This is a genomic window from Bradyrhizobium sp. RDI18 (assembly GCF_043203335.1).
GTDB classification, from domain to species: domain Bacteria; phylum Pseudomonadota; class Alphaproteobacteria; order Rhizobiales; family Xanthobacteraceae; genus Bradyrhizobium; species Bradyrhizobium retamae.
On record NZ_JBICRN010000008.1, the window covers coordinates 974,059 to 994,566 of the forward strand.

Genomic DNA, 20,508 nt, shown 5'->3' on the forward strand with positions numbered 1-20,508 from the left:
GACCGTCGATTACCCGTTCATCGGCGTCCTGCCAAGATGCACGATCGCCCTATTCTGCCTCCGCCTTGCGGCAGTTTTACCAGCGCCTATGATAAAGTTGTGACTTTGCTGGACAAAATCTGAAATACCCGTCATGTGAATCGCCGGATGTTTCCGCCGCATTGGGGACCTATTTGGGCGGCAACAAGCCAGAACACCACACCAGCCGCTCGCGGCAGGAAATTGATCGGGGAATGTATGCGTCGACGGGTGCTTGATCCAAGAGTTGCGGTTTTGAGGCGCTTCGCCGCTGCCGGCCTGGCCCTCCTGATCGGATCGGGCGGGGCGTTTGCCCAGAGCGGCAGCCCGACCCCGCAGGATCAAGGCAAGGCGCCGGCCAATGCCGCCGACGCCAACAGGGACAACCAGCGCAAGGTCGACGAATTCGTCGAGGCGGCCCAGGCAATCAACGGCCCGGCCGGAAATCCCGAATGCGTCTGGCTCGGCCGTCGGGTGGTTCGGCTGATGTGGCGCGACGACCTGGATACCGCGTTCCGGCACCTCGATCTCTATGACCGGTTTGGCTGCCCCGGCGGGCATGTCCAGGCCACCTTCCGCTGCCTGACCCGCTTTGGCGGACAGATCGATCCCAAGGTGGCGGAAACCCTCGACAGCCGCATCCACGTCTGCTGGATCAATCCGGGCGCCCAGCCACAGGCTGCCGCAGCGGCCAACCCGGCGCCTGCGACCGCCGGCAATGCGACGCCTGCGCCGGCCGCTTCGCCCTCGCCGGCCCCCAGCGCCGCGCCTAGCCCGCAGGCGAAATAGACGTCCGGCATTCAGGATACGTTCAGCGGAACGATCCTATTTACCCGGCGTTTGGATTGGTCACGCCCTTAAGGCGCCGTCCTTAAAAAAGTCATGGCGTCATACCAGTTGTGAAAACGCAGGGCAGGACTATCCTTATGATGCCGCCGTGTCGGTCGAACCTAGGGGACAGGTTCGCTTCCCATAAATTGCAGCCCCGTATGGTTTAGCCCCCGATGCGCGCTGTCGTCGCCGTTCTGCTGTTTGTAACCGCAGCTCACGCCGGGCTGTGGGGCCTCTTCCAGGAAAAGCAACCGGCGCCCGATTTCAGGGGCATTTTGCCGAGCGTCTCCTATGCGCCGTTCGAGGGTTCGGCGCATCCCGACGTCGACAATATTCCGCAGATCGAAAAGATCCGCGCCGACCTGAAGAAGCTCTCGACGATCACGCGCGCGATTCGTCTCTACTCCTCGACCGGTGGCGTCGAACTGGTGCCGCCGATCGCGGCCGAATTCGGCCTGAAGGTCACCGTCGGCGCCTGGATCGACAAGAATTCCGATCGCAACAAGCGCGAGATCGAGGCGGCGATCAACCTCGCCAAGCGCAACAGCAACGTCAACGGAATCGTCGTCGGCAACGAAACCATTTTCCGCGGCGAGCAGAAGATCGACGACCTGGTCGAGATGATCAAGCAGGTCAAGAAATCCGTCAACGTCCCCGTGACGACCGGTGAGATCTGGAACATCTGGCGCGACAATCCGGAACTGGCGTCCTCTGTCGATTTCATCGCCGCGCACGTGCTGCCCTATTGGGAGAACTTCACCGACAAGCAAGCCGTCGATCAGGCGGTGGCGATGTTCCAGCTACTGCGCGATCAGTTTCCCGGCAAACGGATCGTGATTGCCGAGTTCGGCTGGCCGAGCGCCGGATACAATTTGAGGAACGCCGAGCCCGGCCCGTTCGAACAGGCCTCGGTGCTGCGCAATTTCGTCACCCGCGCGGAAGCCATCGGCATCGACTACAACATCGTCGAGGCGATCGATCAGCCCTGGAAATTCTTCGAAGGCGGCGTCGGCCCCTATTGGGGCATCCTCGATGCCAATCGCGAACCGAAGTTCGCGTGGACCGGCCCGATCGTGAACGAGAATTACTGGAAGCTCGCCGCGATCGCGCTGCTGATGGGCATCCTGATGTCGCTGCCGATCCTGCGGCTCGAGCAGCCGACAATCATGCAGGCACTGCTGCTTTCAGCGGCAGCGAACGGCGTCGGCGCCTGGGTTTCCACCGTGTTCGCCTACTGGGCCGGGCATTATTTCGTGTTCGGCTCGGCGTTTGCGCTGACGCTTGGCCTGATCCTGCTGGTTCCGCTGATCCTGATCGCGATGGCGCGCATCGACGAAATCGCGGCGATTGCCTTCGGCCGCGGTCCGCGCCGGCTGATCACCAAGAGCGCGCCGTTAGCGCCCGCCACCATCGGCGAGAACGTCGCCTTCCCGAAGGTCTCGATTCACATCCCCGCCTATTTCGAACCGGTCGAGATGCTGAAGCAGACGCTGGATGCGGTGTCGCGGCTCGATTACCCGAATTTCGAATGCGTCTGCATCATCAACAACACGCCCGATCCGGAATTCTGGCGGCCGATCCAGGACCACTGCCGCGCACTCGGCGAACGCTTCAAGTTCATCAACGCCGAGAAGGTGCAGGGCTTCAAGGCCGGTGCGCTCCGCATCGCCATGGAGCGCACCGCGGCGGATGCCGAGATCATCGGCATCATCGATGCCGACTACGTCGTGCACCCGGACTGGCTGAAGGATCTCGTGCCGGTGTTCGCCGACCCGCGCGTCGGCCTGGTGCAGGCGCCGCAGGAGCATCGCGACGGCGACCGCTCGCTGATGCACTACATCATGAACGGCGAATATGCCGGGTTCTTCGACATCGGCATGGTCCAGCGCAACGAGTTCAACTCCATCATCGTGCACGGCACGATGTGCCTGATCCGCCGCTCCGCGATGGACATGGCCGGTGGCTGGTCCAGCGACACCATCTGCGAGGACACCGATCTCGGCCTGACCATCCAGCAGCAAGGCTGGCTGACGCACTACACCAACGTCCGCTATGGCGAGGGCCTCCTGCCCGACACCTATGAGGCGTTCAAGAAGCAGCGTCACCGCTGGGCCTATGGCGGCTTCCAGATCGTCAAGAAGCACTGGCGGCGCTTCCTGCCCGGCGCGAGCCGGCTGACGCCGGACCAGCGCCGCGAATTTTCGCTCGGCTGGCTGAACTGGCTCGGCGCCGAAAGCCTGGGCGTCGTCGTGGCGATCCTCAACCTGATCTGGGTGCCGATCGTGGCGTTTGCCGACATTGCCATCCCCGACAAGATCCTGACGCTGCCGATCATCGCCTCCTTCGCCGTCTCGCTGATCCATTTCGTCGCGCTCTACCGCTTGCGGGTGAAGATCAAGGCCGGCCAGATGCTGGGCGCCATGATCGCGGCGATGAGCGTGCAGTGGACGGTGTCGCGCGCGGTGGCCCAAGGCCTGATCACCGAGCACCTCGCCTTCGCCCGGACCTCCAAGGGCGGTCTGTCGCGGATGTCGATCGAGTTCCAGGCATTCTGGGAAGCCGTGATCGGCGTGCTGCTCTTGATCGGCGCCGCCGTCCTGGTCGTCACCAACGGCTACAAGGAAGTGCGCGAGATCTATATCTTCGCGGGCGTGCTGGTGCTGCAAAGCCTGCCGTTCCTCGCGGCGGTTGCAATCGCAGTGCTGGAAAACTCCCGTATCAATTCCTTCGCTTTCTGGCGTAACAGCGCGGTGCGGACGGCGGAACTGATCGGGCTGCGCCCGGTCACCCTGCCGACGGTCAACACCCAGTCCCAGCCGGTCGCCTCCGAGATTCGCCGGGAGGTCAACTAACCACCGTGGATCGATTGGCGGCGGCCGGTTGAAGAACCCGAACTAACCTTTGGCTACCTAAAGAGAATTGAGATCAAACGAACCACGAATTTGCCGCGGGGTTGCTATTGACCCGCAGGGGCCCGCCCCCTACACAGCGCGGCGAGTGAGCGCGTAGCTCAGGCGGTAGAGCACGTGACTTTTAATCATGGGGTCGAGGGTTCGAGTCCCTCCGCGCTCACCAAAAGCTCCAAGCAGATCAGCAAGTTGCGGGCGGCGCCAAGCGCAGTCGAGATTGTTGTACGCTTCGTGCAACGCTCGTGCAACAGCATGTAGCACCTGTGTAGCCGCAGACTGCAGTCGTGCGGCGGCCGTCGTGCGCGACCTCTCGCGCGCGCCTCACCGTCCACCACCATCCTGACATGCAACGACCCCGGCGCCGCGCCAACGGCAACCGGGGTCAAACTACGAAAGGTCTCAGAGCAAATGACAGATACTCCCGCCCAAATCGCTTCGCAAGAGCAGCTTGACGACGACGACTATTTCATTGCCTGCCCTGCACAACAGGAAGTGCTGCTCCGCTTCAACCCCGGTGGGGAGCTTGAGATCAGGCAGCAAGACGCCCTCGGTAACGACAGCGCCGTCTACGTCGGTGAGGATAACGTCCGAAGCTTCCTCGGCTGCATCATCAGCCGGTACCGCAAAGAGCATGGCAAGCACGCCGCAGCCGATCTGGCGAGCTATCTCTGCGACGTTGCCGGCGTTCCCTCGACCAGGGACCTGGACTACGGTGAGCCGTTGATCGCAACCGAGCCGCCGCCGGCCGCAAGCCGGTCGAAGAACGCGGAGCGCCAGCGCCGTTACAGGGAACGCAAGCGTAACGCCTCGGCCGATGACCAAAACGGCGAGCGTAACAGCGGCCGTAACGCGGCGCCGCTTCAGCCCGAGCTTCTCAGCAGCTGATCCACACGCGCGGCCGTATGGTCTCGCGCCGGTGCTCAGGTGCTCGGAGGTCCCGCCTGATCCCACCCCGCGACAGACCAGGCCCGGCCGCGACAGTAGCGGCGGTCTTGTCCCGATCTTGCCCCGCCGCCGGCCTCTCGCCGAAGCCGCCATGAACGATCGCAGCGCGCCGGCCGCTCTAAACCGGGCAACACTGCGGGCTCTTGCTCTGTCAACGCAACACAGAAGTGCGCACGGCGGAGATTCCGGCCCCGGCTGCCGATCACGATAGGCGCCGATATACCGAGGCTGCTCGACAGAGCGTCCCCCGCATTGATGGGTTTAGCCCCATCAGGGAGGCCGATTGGCACCCGTAAGGTGCGCCCGGGCAAAGCAGTTGGAAATCGTGGCCCTCAGACCGTGTCCCCGCCCATTTCGGGAGGGGAGGGCTACGGAAAGGAAAGTATTGCCTTCATGAAAGGGCGCGGCGACGCGCGCTTGAAGGTAACGGCACCGACTTGGCGCGTTCGCTGAGGTGGCTGCGGCCACCGAGGGCAAGCGGTTGCGCCGCTCTGTGATCTCGCGGTGCGACAGCTGCGGTGCGGATCATGCGGCCACCGGGAGGCCTTCGCCCCGGAATCGATCATTGCGGCACGGCGCCGCGCACATGCGGCGAAGCGGCGATCAGCGCGGTGTGTCCGGCGCCCGGTAGATCGGCGGCATCCTGCTCATGGTCGGCCCTGGCGCTCCGTACTCTCACGCGGTTGACCGACTCGAGTCTCTGCCACAAGAGCTGCGACCTATGCTCGAATCGTAAGCCGTGGAGGTATGAGACTATGAGGTTTATTCCGAGATTGAGCGCACTGGTGTTCGGCGCGTCTGTTCTCTCTTCTCTCGCCGGGCCTTCGGCGAAAGCAGGTGATCTGTACAAAGGAATCATCAAAGGCGATGCTGTAATCGGATGCGATCGAGAGTCATTTGATCGAAGCATTAACTTCGCCGTTTCTGGAGACAACACCGCATACGCCCGCTTGATGAACAGAGGCTTGGCTACAGGGTCGTGCATCAAGTTTCGCAATGGGCAGACCGTCTTCATCGAAGATCGAACATTTACAGGCGCAAGGTGTATTCGCCCCGAGGGGAGCGCGGAAAAATGTGTGTGGATCGTGAAAGAAGAAATGGAACAGTAGCAGCCGACGGGATAACAGAAAACGGTCCCCCGCCCGCTCCCTAGCCGCACTGGAGAGCGGGCTTTTTCATTTTGGCGCGTTATAGCCACCGAGGCGGCATTTCTGGTGGCCAAGCGGCGGAGCATTTCCCCCGAGGAAGCCCTAAAGCTTCTGCAGGAAGCGGAACCGGACCTTTGAGCGCGCTCCTAGACAAGCTGATGCGCCACAATAGCTTTTCCGTAGTTCCCCCGGATTGATCGAGCGCGCTGGCAGTGCGATTGAGGCGGCAATGATTACACATGTCACGCCCTCACTGGTGCAGCCAGGGTACTACTACCTGAAAAAGGGACATCGCGACTGGCTTCGGCTTGTCCTCTCGCGGCATGGCGACACTTGCCGCTATGCCGACATCACCGGCTACGGTCCGGAGATTTGGACCTCGACATTAAACCGATGGGCGAGCCTGGGCTTCACCGAAGAGGAAGCGCGCCAACGTTTTCCTGAAGAGTGTGCCAAGATCGACAAAGTGATCGGCGCCCCGATCACTGCACCTGACGCGGCGAGCGGAATGATGTTGAACTATGAAGCATCAGGCATATTAGGAAACTTCCCTAATTTGGAGCTACCGGTCGGCGGCATGACCGACAACCAGCGCGCGGAAATTTCCGCTGCGGTCTTCGCACGGTTCCCAGAACTTCAAGTCGTCAAGCTCGAACCGGAGGGGATGGGCCGAGCCATGGCGAATTTCGAATGGAATTTTCAAAAGATCGTCCGCGCGATGGACCTCTACAAGTGCACACCCGCCGAAGCCGTCGCGCACCTCGATCGGCTGCAGGCTTGGTGACACCCCGGTTAGACAACCGGGTCGCCCACCAACCCGGTTGCCTAGAACCCCGGCTCCGCTTCCTGCAGAAGCTTTAGAGCTTCCTCGCCGGTAATCTTGAGACCATCGGCCAGGTTTTGGATCGCGCCCTCCCGAAGCTCCCGATCCCGCTTTACCTCCGGGTCCTCGGCTTCCGCCTCCGGTCTTGCCTGAATCTGATCCACCGCTAGTTTCTCCCGCTGGCGCGAACTGGACCATATCGCACCACGGCAAGAAGCACGCAGCTGCATCAGGGCCTATGCCCGCGACGCTGCTTGTCGGCCATGGCCTTCTTATAGGCCGCATTGAAAATCCGGATCGGATAGTCCGATCGCTTCAAGCCATTGCGCCAGCGCGAGACCTGCTGCTGGCTGATCCGCGTCTCTTCCTCGGCCATGTCGCGGGATAGAGGTGAACGCAGGTCTGCGTTGACCTTGCTGTTAGCCCTTTGCCTCACCCCGACATTGGCATTCCACCAGTCGACAAAGTCGCGCTGCCACTGCACCATGAGGTTAGCGGCTTCCATGCCGGCTTGCATCCGGATTTGACCGGAGTACCGCTCCTTCTCGAGACCATGATATTTCGGCGGCCAGCGCGATCTTGCGCAGTGGCGCTGCTCGACTTGGGAACAGGCTGAGCGGCAATACGCCGAAGCCGTCGCCTTGGTGCGCGGCGATGACATCAAGGCCGTCAAATGAGAACCATCATCGTCCTCGCCCTGATCCTGCTCGCGACCCCGGCGAGCGCTCGGTACGCATTCCAATGCAGCGATACCGCACTGATCGACATCGCGGTCGCCAACCCGATCGATCCCGAAGATCGCATCGTTGACGCCGCCTTTAATAAATGCATCGCGGAGTGGGAGACGGAAGCCAAGGCGGCTTTAGCTCACCCAGAGTTTTCGACCAGCTCTGGCATGCCCAGCACATCGACGCTCAGCGATGTCATGAGCTATGCGCGCGAGCACTACAGGCGCGTGGCCAATGTCAAGGTGATCGAGATGGCGCGCACCACGACCGATGTGAGCGCGCTAAGATACCGCTTTTTTCCCGGAAACCCGGACGAATGCAGCGACGCTGCGCTAGTCGAGTTCGCCGTTGCTAACCCGATGGAGCCCGCCGAGCGGATCGCCGCTCTCACGTTCGAGAAGTGCATCGAGAAATGGCGGGAGGAAGCCGAGGAGATAATCAAAGCGGATTATTCTAGGCCGATGCGCAACATACTTCCCACGGCGGATGCTTGGGTAAGCTTTGAGCGCGACCGCTTTAGGCGCGAGGGCATCGCCAAGGTGATCGAGGCCCGCGCTGGCGCAAGAAGACCGAAATGATCGTCCTGCACTCGCCCGGGTCGCGCGCCCGACCCGGTTGTTAGAAGCCCTAAAGCAGGCTCACTAAACGATAGAACTTATTTTCTTTGATTCAGGAATGGGCCGACCGTGTCGAATAACCCATCATCAAAAAATGTGCTCCCTGGCCCGGATCAGTTGATCGCGCAGGCCCGCCAACGCCGCGCCGAGGCCCTGGCCAACAATCTGCCGCCGCCGCGATCGGCGCAGGCCGTACCTTCAAAGGAGCCGAGCCAGGAACAAGAATCTCTGGATCGCCTTGTTCGGGAGCAGCAGCGCACCAATTTGCTTCTTGCGATACAGCCGCTTCTACTGCGTCCTGTTCGAACGATCATGGGACTGTTCCTGCTCTGGATCATTATCAAGGCTATTCTGGGCTGATTCGCCCGAACTGTGCCGCCGATCTTGCGCGCGCTGCCGAGCGCGAACGATCACACAGCGCCTGAAATCGGGAAAGTTCCCGCTCGCCACGCCAACCAAGTTCCCGCTTCCGCGAGGAATCTGAATATCCGTTAATCGGACCGGGAACAGAACTCCTCATCGTTTGCTTGGTGTGCGAGACCGTCGCCCCGCCGTTTCACGACGGCGCTTGTCGCGGATAGTCAAAGGTCTGCTGGACCTGCTGTTCGCACGCGATAGCCCAAATCGGCGGTCTCGATCTTCGTCCTGGTGCGAGGTGCGGCAACGCGTCTGGTTAATTGGCGCCTTCGCGAGACTGGAGCCATACCGTCATGCGAAACAGCGTTGATATCGACTCCATGCATAGCCGCGCGATCGTTCAGAAAATCGGCGAAAGACTACGGGAGCGGTTGAAGGAAGATCGAGAGTTGCCAACGAACATCGGAAAGCAACTCGACCGGCTCCGCGAACTGGACGATCCGTCACAGCCAACCCCGGGTACCGCCGCGTAGTATCGATGACGCGCTCTCGTGTTACCTACCCGGGCCTTCGCGTTCGGAAAGCGCAGCTTGCATAGCGTGGTGTAACCGCCGCCGCGCTCATAGCGGTGATGCGCTTCGTCGATGACATAAGTGCCGTCGACGTCCTCGCGTGCGCCGCTGATCGTAAGCACCATGCCGGCGCGCGCCTGCGGCTCGCCGTTGATCATCACCCCGCCGACGCCGCCGGTCGCGTTGACGAAGTTTTCCGCGCCGTCGTTGGCCTGCCCGGCGACCTTCGCGTTCGGCGCCGGAAACGGCAGCGAGGTGATCGCGCTGCCCTCGCCGAAGTTCTTCAGCGTCTTGTCCCAAAGCCCCTTTGCGATGTTGTAGTGATCTTGCTCGGAGCCGCCCCAGCTGGTGCGGGCGATGTACGGCCTGACGCGCCACTCGATCAGGTTTTTGCCCCACACCGCTTCGATGCCGCCGGACAGGTCCGGCGCTTCGCGGAAGTACGCGGTCTTGCCGGCAACCTTGAAATAGCCGCCGAGTTCTTCGGCAAGGCGTTCGCCAAAATGCCGCAAACTTTCGCCCGACATCTGCCAATAGTCCCGCGCCACGTTGGCAAATGACGGCCGATCTCGATCGAACAAGCCGGACGCTTCTGTGGCTTCCTGCAGCACCTTCAGCAGCGGAATCTTTTCGCCCTCCTGCTAGCCAGCCGGGCGCACCTTCGCCCAAATCTTCTGCATCGGCGACTTGCCTTCGTCGCGCGGCACGCCCATCGCGTCGATCCACAGCCGCCGGCCGCCGGTGCCGCGCGAGAAGCCGCTTTCCACGATCCAAATCCAGCCATCGAAGGAATAGAAGTAGCTCTCGCTGTGCCAGCCGATCAGCACCGAGACCCGTGAGAACCGGCCGGCGATCGGAATCCGCAAGCGGCCGTCGCGGTCGTCAAGCTCGATATGGCATTGGTCCATTCCAAGCGCGTCGATCGCGGCGACCGAAAGCAAATGCGGATCGAAGCGGCTGGTGACGTCCACACCATTGTCAGGATCGCGCAGCGGACACGCCGGCGGGTCGACTCGCGTTTGTTATGCTAAGGGTCGGTATCGATGTAGCTCATACCGTGCAACGTAATGCTGCGCGCGAAGTTGCGTCAACGTGGCGATGACAAAACCCGTTGGTTTCCGACGCCTTTGCTGAGATCACTGGGAAGCTGCACGACGTTGGACTCGGTGTCACGTGACATCGACTCTTGTTGCGCGACTTCTGCACCCGTTCGCGCGGACCGGCCCTTCGCCCTTTAGGTCTTGCGGCCAACGAAAATTTCGGCCGACGATCCGCCGTCGACATGGTGGCCGGGCGAGCGGTGAAGGTATTTGAACGACAGGTGTGAATAACAAGGATAGACGGGAACACGCATTGCGCAATTTGAGCGGTAGTAACAACTTCGAATCACAATTTCAGAACGATTCGAGGTTCAAATGCCTTTTATTTACCGACCGATGCTTAAGACCAAGTCTGGCGAGGCTGCCGCGCTGCTCCAGCTTCCAACGAATCAAAGAGACCGGATTGCGCCTGTCTTCCATGTTGGCGAACGGCCCCCGGCAACTTTCGTGAGTCGTATGGCCACAGCTTGGTCGGGGCGCAGGTGCTTCCTAGACGGTGCCTTCAACTACAACGTCACCGGCGGTTCAGGCGACTTCGACAGAATGTTTCGAAGCCTCGGTGCGGCTGGCGTCCCAGTCGTCCCCGTGATCGAGGTGGGCGCCGTCGCTGGGTACAATCGGGCGGCTATAGCTCATGTTGGACGGTCCGGAGCTGGCCCGGGACTGATGCTGAAGTGCACGCCAAGCCAGCTTCCGGGAGCCGCTGCCTACGCGCAGCAGCTCAACCAAGCTCCGACCAACATCGACCTTTTGATCGACGCCGGCCACATCGCGGAATTTGATCCCGTATCGTTCGCTGGTTATGTGGGCCACATCTTGCAAGCAAGTGTACCGGGCACGCCGTGGCGGTCAGTGACGCTGGCAAGCTCGTCTGCGCCAAAAGACTTCGGTCAGCTCGGCCCCGGCACAACCGTAGTGCCTCGAAATGATTGGCTCTGTTGGCGCAACCTTCCTCAAGGTGGCGCGCCTATCGATTTCGCCGACTTCGGAATATCTCACCGAGACCTGACCGAACCGCCGGGCATGGCAATGGCAGGCGCGACGGTCAGCGTCAGGTACGCCATCGACGACAACTGGGTCATGATCAAGGGTCGTCGGACCACCGGAGCCTCCGGCTTGCCAATGGGCGATCAGTATCGCGGTCACGCTAGAACTTTAGTCAGACGCGCTGACTTCGGCGGCCTGCCCGGCTGCTGGGCCGATCAGCGCATCACAACAATCGCAAATAACCCAGGGACCAGCGCTGGCGGACGACCGCAGTGGGTTGAGATCAACGCCAATCGACACTTCGCTCTGATCGTGGACAGACTTCCGTGACCAGTTGGTACGTTGCTTCAGTGCTTCGCGAACTTCCAGCCTCACAAGGTCAGCCGGAAGTTCAGAAGCAATTCGTTGACAGAGTTTGTCAGCCGAAGCGCTGCGATAGCCTTTTGCGAGGGAATAACGATCCAGGACAACAATTGCTTCTTGACGCCAAAGTAATCTAGCCACCTGGAAGGGGTCGACGCCTGGATTTGGTGAAGCCTGACGACTTCCGCGAAGGAAGACGTGCTGATCCGGCCCCGAGTCGGCAACCAACATTCCCCACCATAGCGGGATCAGCTTCGCTGATTTATCGGCGTGGCGTTCCGCAACCACCAGCGTGACGCGGTCAAAAACCTGATTGTAGAGAAGTTGCTGAGCAGGCAATCGAGCAAGGGTGTCGCGAGCGCTCTTTATCTCGTAACCACAAAGTTCGCCGTTGATTACCGCAACATCCACGCGAACGCTGCCGGACCAGATGCCCATCTCCTCGACGACGCGTGTTCGATGGTCATTAAGATGCTGTCGAGTGAGTTCCCGGCGAAGGGCTTTTCGCACGTCGAAATCTCTCATCATTCAGCTCTCTAGATGCTGCCCCTAACCGCGTGCGAAGTAGCGCAGTTAGAGCGAGTCTACAACGAGATGGATTAACTAGAGCTTTTCGCCTGCTTTGCCGTGACGGACTGCCGTGCGCTCGGCTGATGATTACAGCAAACCTTGCTGCGGCCCGCAACACTCCCCACCGACCGGCGGGGCCGCTGAAGCCGGAGAGCCGCTGCCTAGTCTCGGTGAACGGCTCCGGAGCGGAGACCCAAGAAGTGAGAATGTCGTCGGGTTCGCCTGGAACGGATTCGGCCGCTGTTCGCCTTCGCCTGGCATTTGGACCAGTTCAAGGTCGACCGGGAGACCAAGTCCAAGCCGATCCGGCCTGGCCTTGTCTACGATTCCTGACGAAGTCACCGAGCGCGGTCTTCGCGCCGATCAGCGTTGTAAATCAGGCTGTTTTCTTGACAGCCCGGTCGCGCTGTTCGCCAGCCGCAACAAAGTTCTGGGTCTTTTTGTCGTCAACCACAAATTGAGCATTAACTCGACTCGCCATCACCCTGATGGCAGATGTAAGTTGTTCCAGTTCCCCTGGGGATCGGTCTTTTACTTCGGCGGCCATTTTGAAATCCTTCGCCTTTGACCAGAATCGTTTCCCGACAGTTTCCGTCCTAGCACGCTAGGCAGCTTTCGTTAAGGGTGTGTAAACCATGACCGCCTCGAAAGACCAACCTTCTTCGTTGGATTATCCAGAGCTTGTAGTAGCCATTGCGGGGCCGATCGGCGTCGATATGGATCAAATAACCCAGAGCATTAAGGCTGCATTTGATACCTTGGGGTACGAAAGCTCCCTCATCAAGCTCACAACAGAAATAGCGCGCTACAAAATCACGGATGAGGACTCATTGGCAGAAATCGCCAAATGGTCCGGCCCTGAAGATACCTATCACGTTTACATGCGCAAGATGAGCGAAGCTAATGCCTTGCGGAAGCAATATGGCAATCCGGACATTCTTTCGCGCATAGCAATTGACGCCATACGTGCTGATCGCAAGACGGGAACCGGCGCCCTGGATAAGGTCAGGGCCAAGCACGTCTACATCATTCGACAATTAAAACGACCTGAGGAGGTAACGTTACTTCGGAAGGTCTATGGCAAGCAGTTCATTCTGGCCTCGGCTTACGCCCCAGAACAGGAGCGGAAAGAGCAGCTTTGCCGTCGCTTAAGAGGTGAGCTTTCCACGGCAACGACCCCCGCCGAGATAGGATTTTACGCCGAACAGCTGATCGAGAGAGACGCTGCGGAAGATCAAGAGGCTTTGGGGCAACAGCTAAGCGAAACTTTTCATCTTGCTGACGTCTTTATTGACGGCTTGAGCAAAGCAAAGATGGACGACAAGCTTGAGCGATTCACTGCCGCGCTGTTCGGACGAAATGACATAGCTCCTTCTAAAGACGAGTACGGCATGTATGCCGCCAAGTCGGCGTCCCTTCGGTCCTCAGATTTGTCACGGCAGGTCGGGGCTGCCTTGTTCACTGACGATGGCGAATTAATCACGCAAGGCTGTAATGAAGTTCCGAAAGCTCACGGTGGAACGTACTGGGACCTGGAACTGCCAGATCATCGCGATATCAAGAAAGGATCTCGATCCAAACGATCGGCACAAGAAAGAGATAGTGCGGGACCTCGTGGAGCGACTAAGAAAGAAGAACTATCTGAGCAAAGAAATACTGGAAATTGGAAATGATGCAGCAATCGTAGATCACCTGATTAGCAAGCAAGAGGAGCCGCTTCCCAACGGGCCGCTTGTTGGCTCCCGCATAATGGATCTCACTGAGTACGGGAGGGTGGTTCATGCGGAAATGCTGGCCGTTTGCGATGCTGCCCGCTTGGGGCGAAGCATCAAGGGAGCGACCCTCTACTGCACTACGTTTCCTTGTCACAACTGTACGAAGCATATCTTGGCAAGCGGGGTTAAACGCGTTGTCTACATGGAGCCTTATCCGAAAAGCCGTGCCAAAGACCTCCATCCCGATGAGATCGAGATAGAAGCCGAGGCACCTGATAAAGTTTCGTTTGTTCCATTTATGGGGATTTCTCCATTCCGCTATCGAGACCTCTTCCAGAAAGGGAAGCGAAAAAAGGCCGACGGCAAAGCGCGTGACTGGTATCTCAAAGATGAGATGCGTCCAATGGTGGACATGGTAGTTCCCTCCTATACAGAAAATGAAACTTGGGCGTTAGCCGACCTCTTGGGCGCTTTTAGAGCCGGATAATTCACCCGCGCTGCCCCCTGACGCTCATGGTGGCCTGTAGAGCGCTGAGCAAAATGTGCCATCTCTATTCGATCACAACGAACCAAGAAGCGATCCGCGCCCTCTTTCGCGTGATCAATCGCTACATTGGCAACCTGCCGCCGATGCCGGCCGTGTTTCCGGACTATCCGGCGCCGGTCGTCCGCAACACCGGCGACGGACGCGAAATGACGATGCGTTAGGGCATGCCGCCCCTCCATAATTGCAGGATGACAATGACGACGTTTTTCGGACGATAGGAGATTTGGGGCGACCACCGCGATCCTCGCCACAAGGTCTTCCATCGGCACGGAAGGCTCGTATGCCCAGCTCTCACGGCTTGATAGGCGACGTCGTGCGTCTAGGTACTGGTCACGCCGGATCATTTCGCGAGCGTCCAAGCCAGATGGCCGACGCTCAGCGAGATTCGGAAGCGGTCGACGCCAGATAGCGACCTAGCGCGCCGCGGGATTCTTCCATGAGGCTGTGCCGATCCCTCTGCTCGGGAGGCGCGCGCCACCCCGGCTCAATGCCGGTCATGTCCGGCAATTCATGGGCGATTCCCTTGTGGCAATCGATGCAGGTTTTTTCGCGGGTAACGAGAAATTTGGCGTGGATTTCGGCCGCGCGTCTGGTCTGCTTGGTGAAATCCATCGCCGCCGACGAATGGCAATTGCGGCACTCCAGTGAATCATTGGCCTTCAGCCTCGCCCACTCATGCTTGGCGAGCTCAAGCCGCATGTCCTGAAACTTCTGCCTGGTATCGATCGTGCCGAAGATATGGCCCCAGACTTCTTTCGAGGCCTGCATCTTGCGAGCGATCTTGTCGGTCCAGTCGTGTGGGACGTGGCAGTCGGGGCAACTCGCGCGGACCCCGGAACGGTTCGTGAAGTGGGGTGTATGCTGCAATTCCTCGAAAACGTTGGCGCGCATTTCGTGACAGGAGGTGCAGAACTTCTCGGTGTTGGTTGCCTCCAGCACGGTGTTGAAACCGCCCCAGAACAGCACGCCGCAGACGAAGCCGCCGAGCGCGAGAAAGCCCAGGCTCAAATGCGCGCTGGGGCGGCTCGCAATCTGCCAGAACCAGACCAGGAGTGACTTGAGCCGCTGCATCGAACGTTCTCACTTCTTCTCGGAGCCGACGAGAAGCATGTCCTTGAACGTGCTTGGGACGAGCGGCTGCGCGTCCGTCTGCTGGACGTGGCAGGCGGTGCAGAAATATCGCCGGGGCGTCACGTCGGCGAGAACCTGGCCGTTGCGGTCCATAAAGTGGGTGACGCTGATCATCGGCGCACCGGAGCCTTCTGTGAACTGTCGCCGGTGACAATCGAGGCAACGATTGGTCTTGAGCGTGAGCTGATAGTTATCGATGGAATGCGGAATGACCGGCGGCTGCTCCGGATAGTTGCGCATCAGCCGCTTGTCATCGATGACCGGCCGCGCCAGCGCGGGCGCCGGCACATCTTCCATCGGCGAAGCAGCGCCGGTCACGCGCGGCACGATCTGGGGTGCGTTCTGGGCGTAGATCGCGCCGCCGACAAACACCAGCATGCCGCCGAGCAGAGCACCCGCCAACGGACCGCGCAATTTCTTCAGGCCGGAATGATCTTGACCGCGCATTTCTTGAAGTCCGTCTGCTTGGAAATGGGATCGGTTGCGTCCAGCGTTACCTTGTTGATCAGTTGGCTGGCATCGAACCATGGAACGAAGACGACGCCGCGCGGCATCCGGTTGCGCCCCTTGGTATCGACCCGGCTTCTGATTTCGCCACGCCGGGAGACCACCCGGACCTCCGCGCCCTCATTGATGCCTCGCGCGCGCGCGTCCTCCGCATGCATATAGACCCTGGCGCCGGGATAGGCCTTGTAGAGCTCCGGCACCCGCATGGTCATGGAGCCCGAGTGCCAATGCTCGAGTACGCGGCCGGTGACCAACCAGACATCGTATTCCTTGTCGGGAGATTCTGCCGGCGGTTCGTAGGGGACGGCAATGATCCTCGCCCTGCCGTCCTTGTTGCCGTAGAAGTCAACGCCCCTGCCCGGCTTGACGTAGGGATCAAGACCTTCCCGATAGCGCCACTTGGTTTCCTTGCCGTCGACGACGGGCCACCGCAAGCCTCGCACCTCGTGAAGAGTGTCGAACGCCGCCAGATCGTGGCCATGGCCGCGACCGAATTCGGCGTATTCCTCGAATAGACCTTTCTGAACGTAGAATCCGAACGCCTTGGCCTCGCGGTTTTCGTACTCGGCGGGAATTTCAGTGGCTGCGAACTTGTCCACCTTGCCGTTCTTGAACAATACGTCGAAGAGCGTCTTGCCGCGGTAGTTGGGATTCTCCGCCAGGATCTGCGCCGGCCACACCTCGTCGGTGGTGAAGCGTTTCGAAAACTCCATCATCTGCCAGAGGTCGGACCGTGCCTCTCCCGGAGCGTTGACAAGTTGCCGCCAAACGTGCGTGCGGCGCTCCGCGTTGCCGTAGGCGCCTTCCTTTTCGACCCACATCGCGGCGGGAAGAACGAGATCGGCGGCCATCGCGGTGACGGTCGGATACGCGTCGGAGACGACGATGAAGTTGTCCGGATTCCGGTAGCCCGGGTAGGTCTCGCGGGAGTTGTTCGGCGCGGCCTGAAGGTTGTTGTTCACCTGAACCCAGTAAAAGTTCAGCTTGCCGTCGCGAAGCATCCGATCCTGTTCGACCGCGTGGTAACCCGGCTTTTCCGGAATGATGCCGTGCGGGATGCGCCAAATTTCCTCGGTGTGCTTGCGGTGCTCCGGGTTGGTAACGACCATGTCGGCGGGCAGACGATGCGCGAAGGTGCCGACCTCGCGCGCCGTGCCACAGGCGGATGGTTGCCCCGTCAGCGAGAATGGCGAATTACCGGGCTCGGAGATCTTCCCGGTCAGCAAGTGCAGATTATACAGGAGCTGATTGGCCCATACGCCGCGAACGTGCTGGTTGAAGCCCATCGTCCAGAGCGACATCACCTTGCGCTTTGGATCGGCATAGAGTTCGGCGAGCTCCTGCAGGAAGCCGCGTTCTACTCCGGTAAGCTCCGATACCTTGTCGAGCGTGTAATCCTTCACAAACGCTGCATACGCGTCAAAATCGATCGGCTGTGTCGCGCCGGCCGTCGCCGCGCCTTTGGCTTTCATCTCCAGCGGATGGTCCGCGCGCAACCCGTAGCCGATATCGACCGTGCCCTTCACGAAGGTGGTGTGCTTCTTGACGAAATCCTGGTTGACCCGCCCGGTCGAGATGATGTGGTTCGCGATATAGTTCAGGATCGCTAGATCCGTGCCCGGCTTGAACACGATTGGGATGTCGGCGAGATCGGAGCTCCGGTGGGTGAAGGTGGAGAGCACCGCGACCTTGACATGCGGATGGCTCAATCGCCGGTCGGTGAGACGCGTCCACAGGATCGGATGCATCTCGGCCATGTTGGAGCCCCACAGCACGAACGCATCCGCCGCTTCGAAATCGTCGTAGCAGCCCATCGGCTCGTCCATGCCGAAGGTGCGCATGAAGGCGACCGCCGCCGATGCCATGCAGTGACGGGCATTCGGATCCAGGTTGTTGGAGCGAAAGCCCGCCCGCATCAGCTTGGTGGCGGCGTAGCCTTCGTAGACCGTCCATTGCCCCGAACCGAACATGCCGAGTGCGGTCGGGCCCTTTTCCTTGAGAGCCGCCTTGGCACGGGCGGCCATCACCTCAAAGGCCTCGTCCCATGTCACCGGCGTCAGTTCGCCGTTCTTGTCGAAGGCGCCCCCTTTCTTGCGCAGGAGCGGCGTCGTCAGGCGGTCGCCGCCATACATGATCTTGGAAAGGAAATAACCTTTGATGCAATTGAGCCCGCGATTGACCTCGGCGAGCGTATCGCCGTGGGTCGCAACGACCTTGCCTTCCTTCACGCCCACCATGACCCCGCAACCGGTGCCGCAGAAGCGGCACGGCGCCTTCGACCATTTGATCTCCAGCGATCCGATTCCGCCTGCCACCGGCTGCGCATTCGCCGGGATCGTCATGCCGGCGGCTGCTGCAGCAACGGCAGCGGCCTGGGCTTTCAATAATTCGCGTCGCGAGAGTGGCATGTTCTAGTCTCCGATCTCGACCTGCTCGAACACCATGTTGGCGGACAGGACGCCCTGCCAGGTTGCTATTTCGGCGAGGCGTGCTCCGAGAAGGCCGCTCTCGGCCGCTTCCATGACGATGACGATCTTCGAAGCATCGACGTGATGAACTTCGATGTCGGGTCGCGTCGCGAGCGTGCGCAAGACCTCCTCCCGGCGATCGGGCAGCACGGACACCACCGCGCTCGAAATGTGGATGGTCGCTTCTTCCGTCATGACGGCGCTCCGCCGCGAGCCGCGCCCAGAATGATGGCGTCGCCCGGACAAGCGCTGACGCATTCGCCGCAGCCGGTGCAGCCGGCCTCATTGACGCTGGCCTGGGGCGGCAGTCCAATTCGGGGGCGGAAACGAATGGCGGCTTCCGGACAGGCATCGCCGCAGGAGCGGCACACGATGCCTGCTTCGGCAAGGCAACCGTCGCCGATTATGGCTACCGGCCTGGAGAGGAGTTGACCGCGAAACAGCTCCCGGCGGGAGGGTCCCTGGGTTTCCATGGCGACCTCATGCCCCCGGAGGGCCGGGTGGACCCAGGATCAACTGGGACATCCAGACCAGAAAACCGTAACCGCCGACCACGCCAACGGCGACCACCGGCCAGATGAAGGCAGCGATGACGGCGAATACAATCAATTCCGCACGTCGGCCGGGCCTACTGTCCGGTTCCGCGTCATTCTTACCTGTGTCGAGCATAAAATGACCTACCGCCCTCGGAACCACAACAATTCTTAAGCCTGCCGCACGTTCCCGCATGTCTGCAGACAGTCGTCGGGCAGAACGCGCGGCGACTCGTCGAGATCGCGCACCGCGCGGATCGGCAGCGTAGCGGGGTCTCAAAACCCTTCATTGATCTGGGTCAAACAAAGAGAGGAAAACACTCAAGTTATTTGATCATTTTGCGTCATTGCTCCCCGGAGCTAAGCCCCGGCGCGTCCGAAATGCGTCGTTGTTGTTTTATGGCGCCCATCCGAATCAAGGAATCGGGGCTGTTTCTTCAGCCGTCAGCGTCTGGCTCGGTGAGCCGCCGATCATCGGCAGGCTCTGGTGGCATGGCCAGGAAACGCTCGGCCAGTGTTTCACAGCCGGAAGATACCGATCTCTGGGCGATTCCGGGATTGTGCAGTGCGATTGTGGACGGCGAAGCACCGGAGCAGTCCTTCAAATCAGAACCTGGGCAAATCAGAACAACCCGCCAATTTTTATCCTCTGTTGTTCGACGGAGTTGCGGCGCTCTTTGTCCCAGGACAACGAAGCGTGCGGACATTTCATGCATCTAGGCATGAGACAATTGGAACGATGTTAGCAATGCATAGAATGAATTCGCCCGCCCTATTGGCCGCCTCGCCGCGCAGCTCTGCCTGAGTGATGTTGGCAGGAGAGTTAGCTATTCTGAAGCGTTCGCTTTTCTTTCGCGGCGTTTACCCATCACGCATCGAAGCCATGGCTGGAGAGGCCGCGCGCTTAACCTTCCCCCGCAAGGCGGAACTTGTTCGGCAGGGCGACGCCTCGACCTACCTGATGTTCATCCTGGACGGTGCCGTCAAACTACGTTCATTAAAGGCCAACGGGGCGCAGACCATGCGCGGCTTTGCAAGTGTTGGCGACGTTGTCGCCTGCGCGTCCGTCTTTCGCAATCGTCCCTATTCGGAGTCCGCGATTGCTATTGAACCGACCGTGGTGTTGCGTTGGTCCACCACCTACGTGCTCGAAACATTCCGCGAAGTGCCCGATTTGATACTCAACGCTTTTGCGGTGGTTGGCGATCATTCCGATGAGCTCGTTCAGCGAATAGAAGATATTGTCCAAGGAAGCGTCGAGCAGCGGTTGTCCCGTATTCTCATCCGATTCTCGAAGCGGGACGGCGGCAACCGCAGCGATGTCTACATGACGCGGCGCGACCTTGCCGATTTCTGCGGCACGACACTCTTCACGGTGAGCCGCATATTGCAGCGTTGGGAACGTGCCGGCATTGTACGCAGCACCCGCGAACGCGTTACCGTCTTGCAAGCCGACCAGATGCAGCGTCTGATCCATCAGCAAAGTGTCGTGTAGGTCGGATCAAAGTTGGCAATGAGGCCACGGCTTGCCGAGCGCCATCACTCTTTAAGAGGCCGAGATTTGCTAACTAATCCCCGCGTCGAGATCATAAGCCGTTGCTGAGCTTGCGCGCCACCTTTTCGATCATCTTGTGAAATG

22 protein-coding genes, 1 tRNA gene and 2 pseudogenes are annotated in these 20,508 nt (G+C 60.1%); 13 read left to right on the forward strand and 12 right to left on the reverse strand.

Translation table 11 applies throughout. The features are described 5' to 3' along the window. The first annotated feature begins 237 nt into the window (after positions 1 to 237). The 6 genes from ACFXS9_RS13430 to ACFXS9_RS13455 all read left to right on the forward strand — a co-directional run bounded on the left by ACFXS9_RS13430 (position 238) and on the right by ACFXS9_RS13455 (position 6,635). A complete protein-coding gene (locus ACFXS9_RS13430; RefSeq protein WP_392689543.1) occupies positions 238 to 807 on the forward strand; it encodes a beta-1-3, beta-1-6-glucan biosynthesis protein in 570 nt (189 codons plus the stop codon). Between the two features lie 215 nt (positions 808 to 1,022). Further along, on the forward strand, positions 1,023 to 3,701 hold the full coding sequence (locus ACFXS9_RS13435; protein WP_392689545.1) for a glycosyltransferase: 2,679 nt from the start codon (positions 1,023 to 1,025) through the stop codon (positions 3,699 to 3,701). Positions 3,702 to 3,848: 147 nt separating this feature from the next. Further along, a tRNA-Lys gene (locus ACFXS9_RS13440) sits at positions 3,849 to 3,924 on the forward strand. 242 nt (positions 3,925 to 4,166) lie between these two features. Further along, complete coding sequence (locus tag ACFXS9_RS13445; RefSeq protein WP_392689547.1) at positions 4,167 to 4,643, forward strand: hypothetical protein; 477 nt, start codon at positions 4,167 to 4,169, stop codon at positions 4,641 to 4,643. Positions 4,644 to 5,458: 815 nt separating this feature from the next. Beyond that, positions 5,459 to 5,812: a hypothetical protein gene (locus tag ACFXS9_RS13450; protein ID WP_392689549.1), complete on the forward strand. Its 354-nt coding sequence runs from the start codon at positions 5,459 to 5,461 to the stop codon at positions 5,810 to 5,812. A gap of 232 nt (positions 5,813 to 6,044) precedes the next feature. Continuing rightward, positions 6,045 to 6,635 carry a hypothetical protein gene (locus ACFXS9_RS13455; protein ID WP_392689551.1) on the forward strand — a complete coding sequence of 197 codons (591 nt, stop codon included), beginning with the start codon at positions 6,045 to 6,047 and terminating at the stop codon, positions 6,633 to 6,635. Between the two features lie 41 nt (positions 6,636 to 6,676). Here the strand turns inward: ACFXS9_RS13455 and ACFXS9_RS13460 are convergent, their stop codons facing one another. Both ACFXS9_RS13460 and ACFXS9_RS13465 read right to left on the reverse strand, forming a co-directional pair. Continuing rightward, entirely contained in the window at positions 6,677 to 6,838 is a 162-nt protein-coding gene (locus ACFXS9_RS13460) for a hypothetical protein (RefSeq protein ID WP_392689553.1), read from the reverse strand. 65 nt (positions 6,839 to 6,903) lie between these two features. Then, on the reverse strand, positions 6,904 to 7,191 hold the full coding sequence (locus ACFXS9_RS13465) for a hypothetical protein (protein WP_392689555.1): 288 nt from the start codon (positions 7,189 to 7,191) through the stop codon (positions 6,904 to 6,906). A 156-nt stretch (positions 7,192 to 7,347) separates the two neighbouring features. On the opposite strand from ACFXS9_RS13465, the gene ACFXS9_RS13470 reads away from it, so the two are divergent. Further along, the gene (locus tag ACFXS9_RS13470; RefSeq protein ID WP_392689557.1) at positions 7,348 to 7,980 is read left to right on the forward strand and encodes a hypothetical protein; all 633 of its coding nucleotides are present in this window, start codon (positions 7,348 to 7,350) and stop codon (positions 7,978 to 7,980) included. Positions 7,981 to 8,088: 108 nt separating this feature from the next. Continuing rightward, a complete protein-coding gene (locus ACFXS9_RS13475; protein WP_392689559.1) occupies positions 8,089 to 8,379 on the forward strand; it encodes a hypothetical protein in 291 nt (96 codons plus the stop codon). A gap of 397 nt (positions 8,380 to 8,776) precedes the next feature. Here the strand turns inward: ACFXS9_RS13475 and ACFXS9_RS13480 are convergent, their stop codons facing one another. Together ACFXS9_RS13480 and ACFXS9_RS13485 are read right to left on the reverse strand one after the other, a co-directional pair. Next, on the reverse strand, positions 8,777 to 9,559 hold the full coding sequence (locus ACFXS9_RS13480; RefSeq protein ID WP_392689561.1) for a hypothetical protein: 783 nt from the start codon (positions 9,557 to 9,559) through the stop codon (positions 8,777 to 8,779). A gap of 30 nt (positions 9,560 to 9,589) precedes the next feature. After that, complete coding sequence (locus ACFXS9_RS13485; protein ID WP_392689563.1) at positions 9,590 to 9,919, reverse strand: hypothetical protein; 330 nt, start codon at positions 9,917 to 9,919, stop codon at positions 9,590 to 9,592. 465 nt (positions 9,920 to 10,384) lie between these two features. Between ACFXS9_RS13485 and ACFXS9_RS13490 the strand changes: the two genes are divergently transcribed. Beyond that, positions 10,385 to 11,365 (forward strand): hypothetical protein, encoded by a 981-nt coding sequence (locus ACFXS9_RS13490; RefSeq protein ID WP_392699760.1) that lies wholly within the window; start codon positions 10,385 to 10,387, stop codon positions 11,363 to 11,365. 18 nt (positions 11,366 to 11,383) lie between these two features. On the opposite strand, the pseudogene ACFXS9_RS13495 reads toward ACFXS9_RS13490, so the two are convergent. Both ACFXS9_RS13495 and ACFXS9_RS13500 read right to left on the reverse strand, forming a co-directional pair. Beyond that, a pseudogene (locus ACFXS9_RS13495) lies at positions 11,384 to 11,926 on the reverse strand (sce7726 family protein); the annotation flags it as partial. 418 nt (positions 11,927 to 12,344) lie between these two features. Beyond that, positions 12,345 to 12,515 (reverse strand): hypothetical protein, encoded by a 171-nt coding sequence (locus ACFXS9_RS13500; protein ID WP_392689564.1) that lies wholly within the window; start codon positions 12,513 to 12,515, stop codon positions 12,345 to 12,347. Positions 12,516 to 12,603: 88 nt separating this feature from the next. Between ACFXS9_RS13500 and ACFXS9_RS13505 the strand changes: the two genes are divergently transcribed. The 3 genes and pseudogenes from ACFXS9_RS13505 to ACFXS9_RS13515 form a co-directional block, all read left to right on the forward strand. After that, the gene (locus ACFXS9_RS13505; RefSeq protein ID WP_392689566.1) at positions 12,604 to 13,641 is read left to right on the forward strand and encodes a hypothetical protein; all 1,038 of its coding nucleotides are present in this window, start codon (positions 12,604 to 12,606) and stop codon (positions 13,639 to 13,641) included. 76 nt (positions 13,642 to 13,717) lie between these two features. Continuing rightward, complete coding sequence (locus ACFXS9_RS13510; protein ID WP_392689568.1) at positions 13,718 to 14,170, forward strand: deaminase; 453 nt, start codon at positions 13,718 to 13,720, stop codon at positions 14,168 to 14,170. 53 nt (positions 14,171 to 14,223) lie between these two features. Further along, a pseudogene (locus tag ACFXS9_RS13515) lies at positions 14,224 to 14,382 on the forward strand (SOS response-associated peptidase); the annotation flags it as partial. 223 nt (positions 14,383 to 14,605) lie between these two features. Here the strand turns inward: ACFXS9_RS13515 and ACFXS9_RS13520 are convergent. From ACFXS9_RS13520 to napE, 6 genes are read right to left on the reverse strand one after another with little or no spacing between them, the layout of a single operon-like run. Then, entirely contained in the window at positions 14,606 to 15,301 is a 696-nt protein-coding gene (locus ACFXS9_RS13520; protein ID WP_392689570.1) for a cytochrome c3 family protein, read from the reverse strand. 9 nt (positions 15,302 to 15,310) lie between these two features. After that, positions 15,311 to 15,808 (reverse strand): nitrate reductase cytochrome c-type subunit, encoded by a 498-nt coding sequence (locus ACFXS9_RS13525; protein WP_392689571.1) that lies wholly within the window; start codon positions 15,806 to 15,808, stop codon positions 15,311 to 15,313. Further along, positions 15,781 to 18,276 (reverse strand): periplasmic nitrate reductase subunit alpha, encoded by a 2,496-nt coding sequence (gene napA / locus ACFXS9_RS13530; RefSeq protein ID WP_392689572.1) that lies wholly within the window; start codon positions 18,274 to 18,276, stop codon positions 15,781 to 15,783. Before napA ends, ACFXS9_RS13525 begins: the two co-directional genes overlap by 28 nt. 3 nt (positions 18,277 to 18,279) lie before the next feature. After that, on the reverse strand, positions 18,280 to 18,531 hold the full coding sequence (locus ACFXS9_RS13535; protein ID WP_392689573.1) for a chaperone NapD: 252 nt from the start codon (positions 18,529 to 18,531) through the stop codon (positions 18,280 to 18,282). Next, on the reverse strand, positions 18,528 to 18,809 hold the full coding sequence (locus ACFXS9_RS13540; RefSeq protein ID WP_392689575.1) for a 4Fe-4S dicluster domain-containing protein: 282 nt from the start codon (positions 18,807 to 18,809) through the stop codon (positions 18,528 to 18,530). The genes ACFXS9_RS13535 and ACFXS9_RS13540 overlap by 4 nt, the downstream gene beginning before the upstream one ends. Before the next feature lie 7 nt (positions 18,810 to 18,816). Beyond that, entirely contained in the window at positions 18,817 to 19,005 is a 189-nt protein-coding gene (gene napE / locus ACFXS9_RS13545) for a periplasmic nitrate reductase, NapE protein (protein ID WP_392689577.1), read from the reverse strand. 672 nt (positions 19,006 to 19,677) lie between these two features. Here napE and ACFXS9_RS13550 point away from each other — a divergent pair. Continuing rightward, positions 19,678 to 20,364, forward strand: coding sequence for a Crp/Fnr family transcriptional regulator (locus tag ACFXS9_RS13550; protein WP_392689579.1), 687 nt, complete (start codon positions 19,678 to 19,680; stop codon positions 20,362 to 20,364). Positions 20,365 to 20,508 lie beyond the last annotated feature (144 nt).

Bases quoted from the DNA above. Each gene is read 5' to 3' on its own strand.
- ACFXS9_RS13430 (WP_392689543.1), top strand. From the start codon at position 238: ATGCGTCGACGGGTGCTTGATCCAAGAGTTGCGGTTTTGAGGCGCTTC.
- ACFXS9_RS13435 (WP_392689545.1), top strand. From the start codon at position 1,023: ATGCGCGCTGTCGTCGCCGTTCTGCTGTTTGTAACCGCAGCTCACGCC.
- ACFXS9_RS13445 (WP_392689547.1), top strand. From the start codon at position 4,167: ATGACAGATACTCCCGCCCAAATCGCTTCGCAAGAGCAGCTTGACGAC.
- ACFXS9_RS13450 (WP_392689549.1), top strand. From the start codon at position 5,459: ATGAGGTTTATTCCGAGATTGAGCGCACTGGTGTTCGGCGCGTCTGTT.
- ACFXS9_RS13465 (WP_392689555.1), bottom strand. From the start codon at position 7,191: ATGCAAGCCGGCATGGAAGCCGCTAACCTCATGGTGCAGTGGCAGCGC.
- ACFXS9_RS13470 (WP_392689557.1), top strand. From the start codon at position 7,348: ATGAGAACCATCATCGTCCTCGCCCTGATCCTGCTCGCGACCCCGGCG.
- ACFXS9_RS13490 (WP_392699760.1), top strand. From the start codon at position 10,385: ATGCTTAAGACCAAGTCTGGCGAGGCTGCCGCGCTGCTCCAGCTTCCA.
- ACFXS9_RS13500 (WP_392689564.1), bottom strand. From the start codon at position 12,515: ATGGCCGCCGAAGTAAAAGACCGATCCCCAGGGGAACTGGAACAACTT.
- ACFXS9_RS13505 (WP_392689566.1), top strand. From the start codon at position 12,604: ATGACCGCCTCGAAAGACCAACCTTCTTCGTTGGATTATCCAGAGCTT.
- ACFXS9_RS13510 (WP_392689568.1), top strand. From the start codon at position 13,718: ATGGATCTCACTGAGTACGGGAGGGTGGTTCATGCGGAAATGCTGGCC.
- ACFXS9_RS13520 (WP_392689570.1), bottom strand. From the start codon at position 15,301: ATGCAGCGGCTCAAGTCACTCCTGGTCTGGTTCTGGCAGATTGCGAGC.
- ACFXS9_RS13525 (WP_392689571.1), bottom strand. From the start codon at position 15,808: ATGCGCGGTCAAGATCATTCCGGCCTGAAGAAATTGCGCGGTCCGTTG.
- napA (WP_392689572.1), bottom strand. From the start codon at position 18,276: ATGCCACTCTCGCGACGCGAATTATTGAAAGCCCAGGCCGCTGCCGTT.
- ACFXS9_RS13535 (WP_392689573.1), bottom strand. From the start codon at position 18,531: ATGACGGAAGAAGCGACCATCCACATTTCGAGCGCGGTGGTGTCCGTG.
- ACFXS9_RS13540 (WP_392689575.1), bottom strand. From the start codon at position 18,809: ATGGAAACCCAGGGACCCTCCCGCCGGGAGCTGTTTCGCGGTCAACTC.
- napE (WP_392689577.1), bottom strand. From the start codon at position 19,005: ATGCTCGACACAGGTAAGAATGACGCGGAACCGGACAGTAGGCCCGGC.
- ACFXS9_RS13550 (WP_392689579.1), top strand. From the start codon at position 19,678: ATGTTGGCAGGAGAGTTAGCTATTCTGAAGCGTTCGCTTTTCTTTCGC.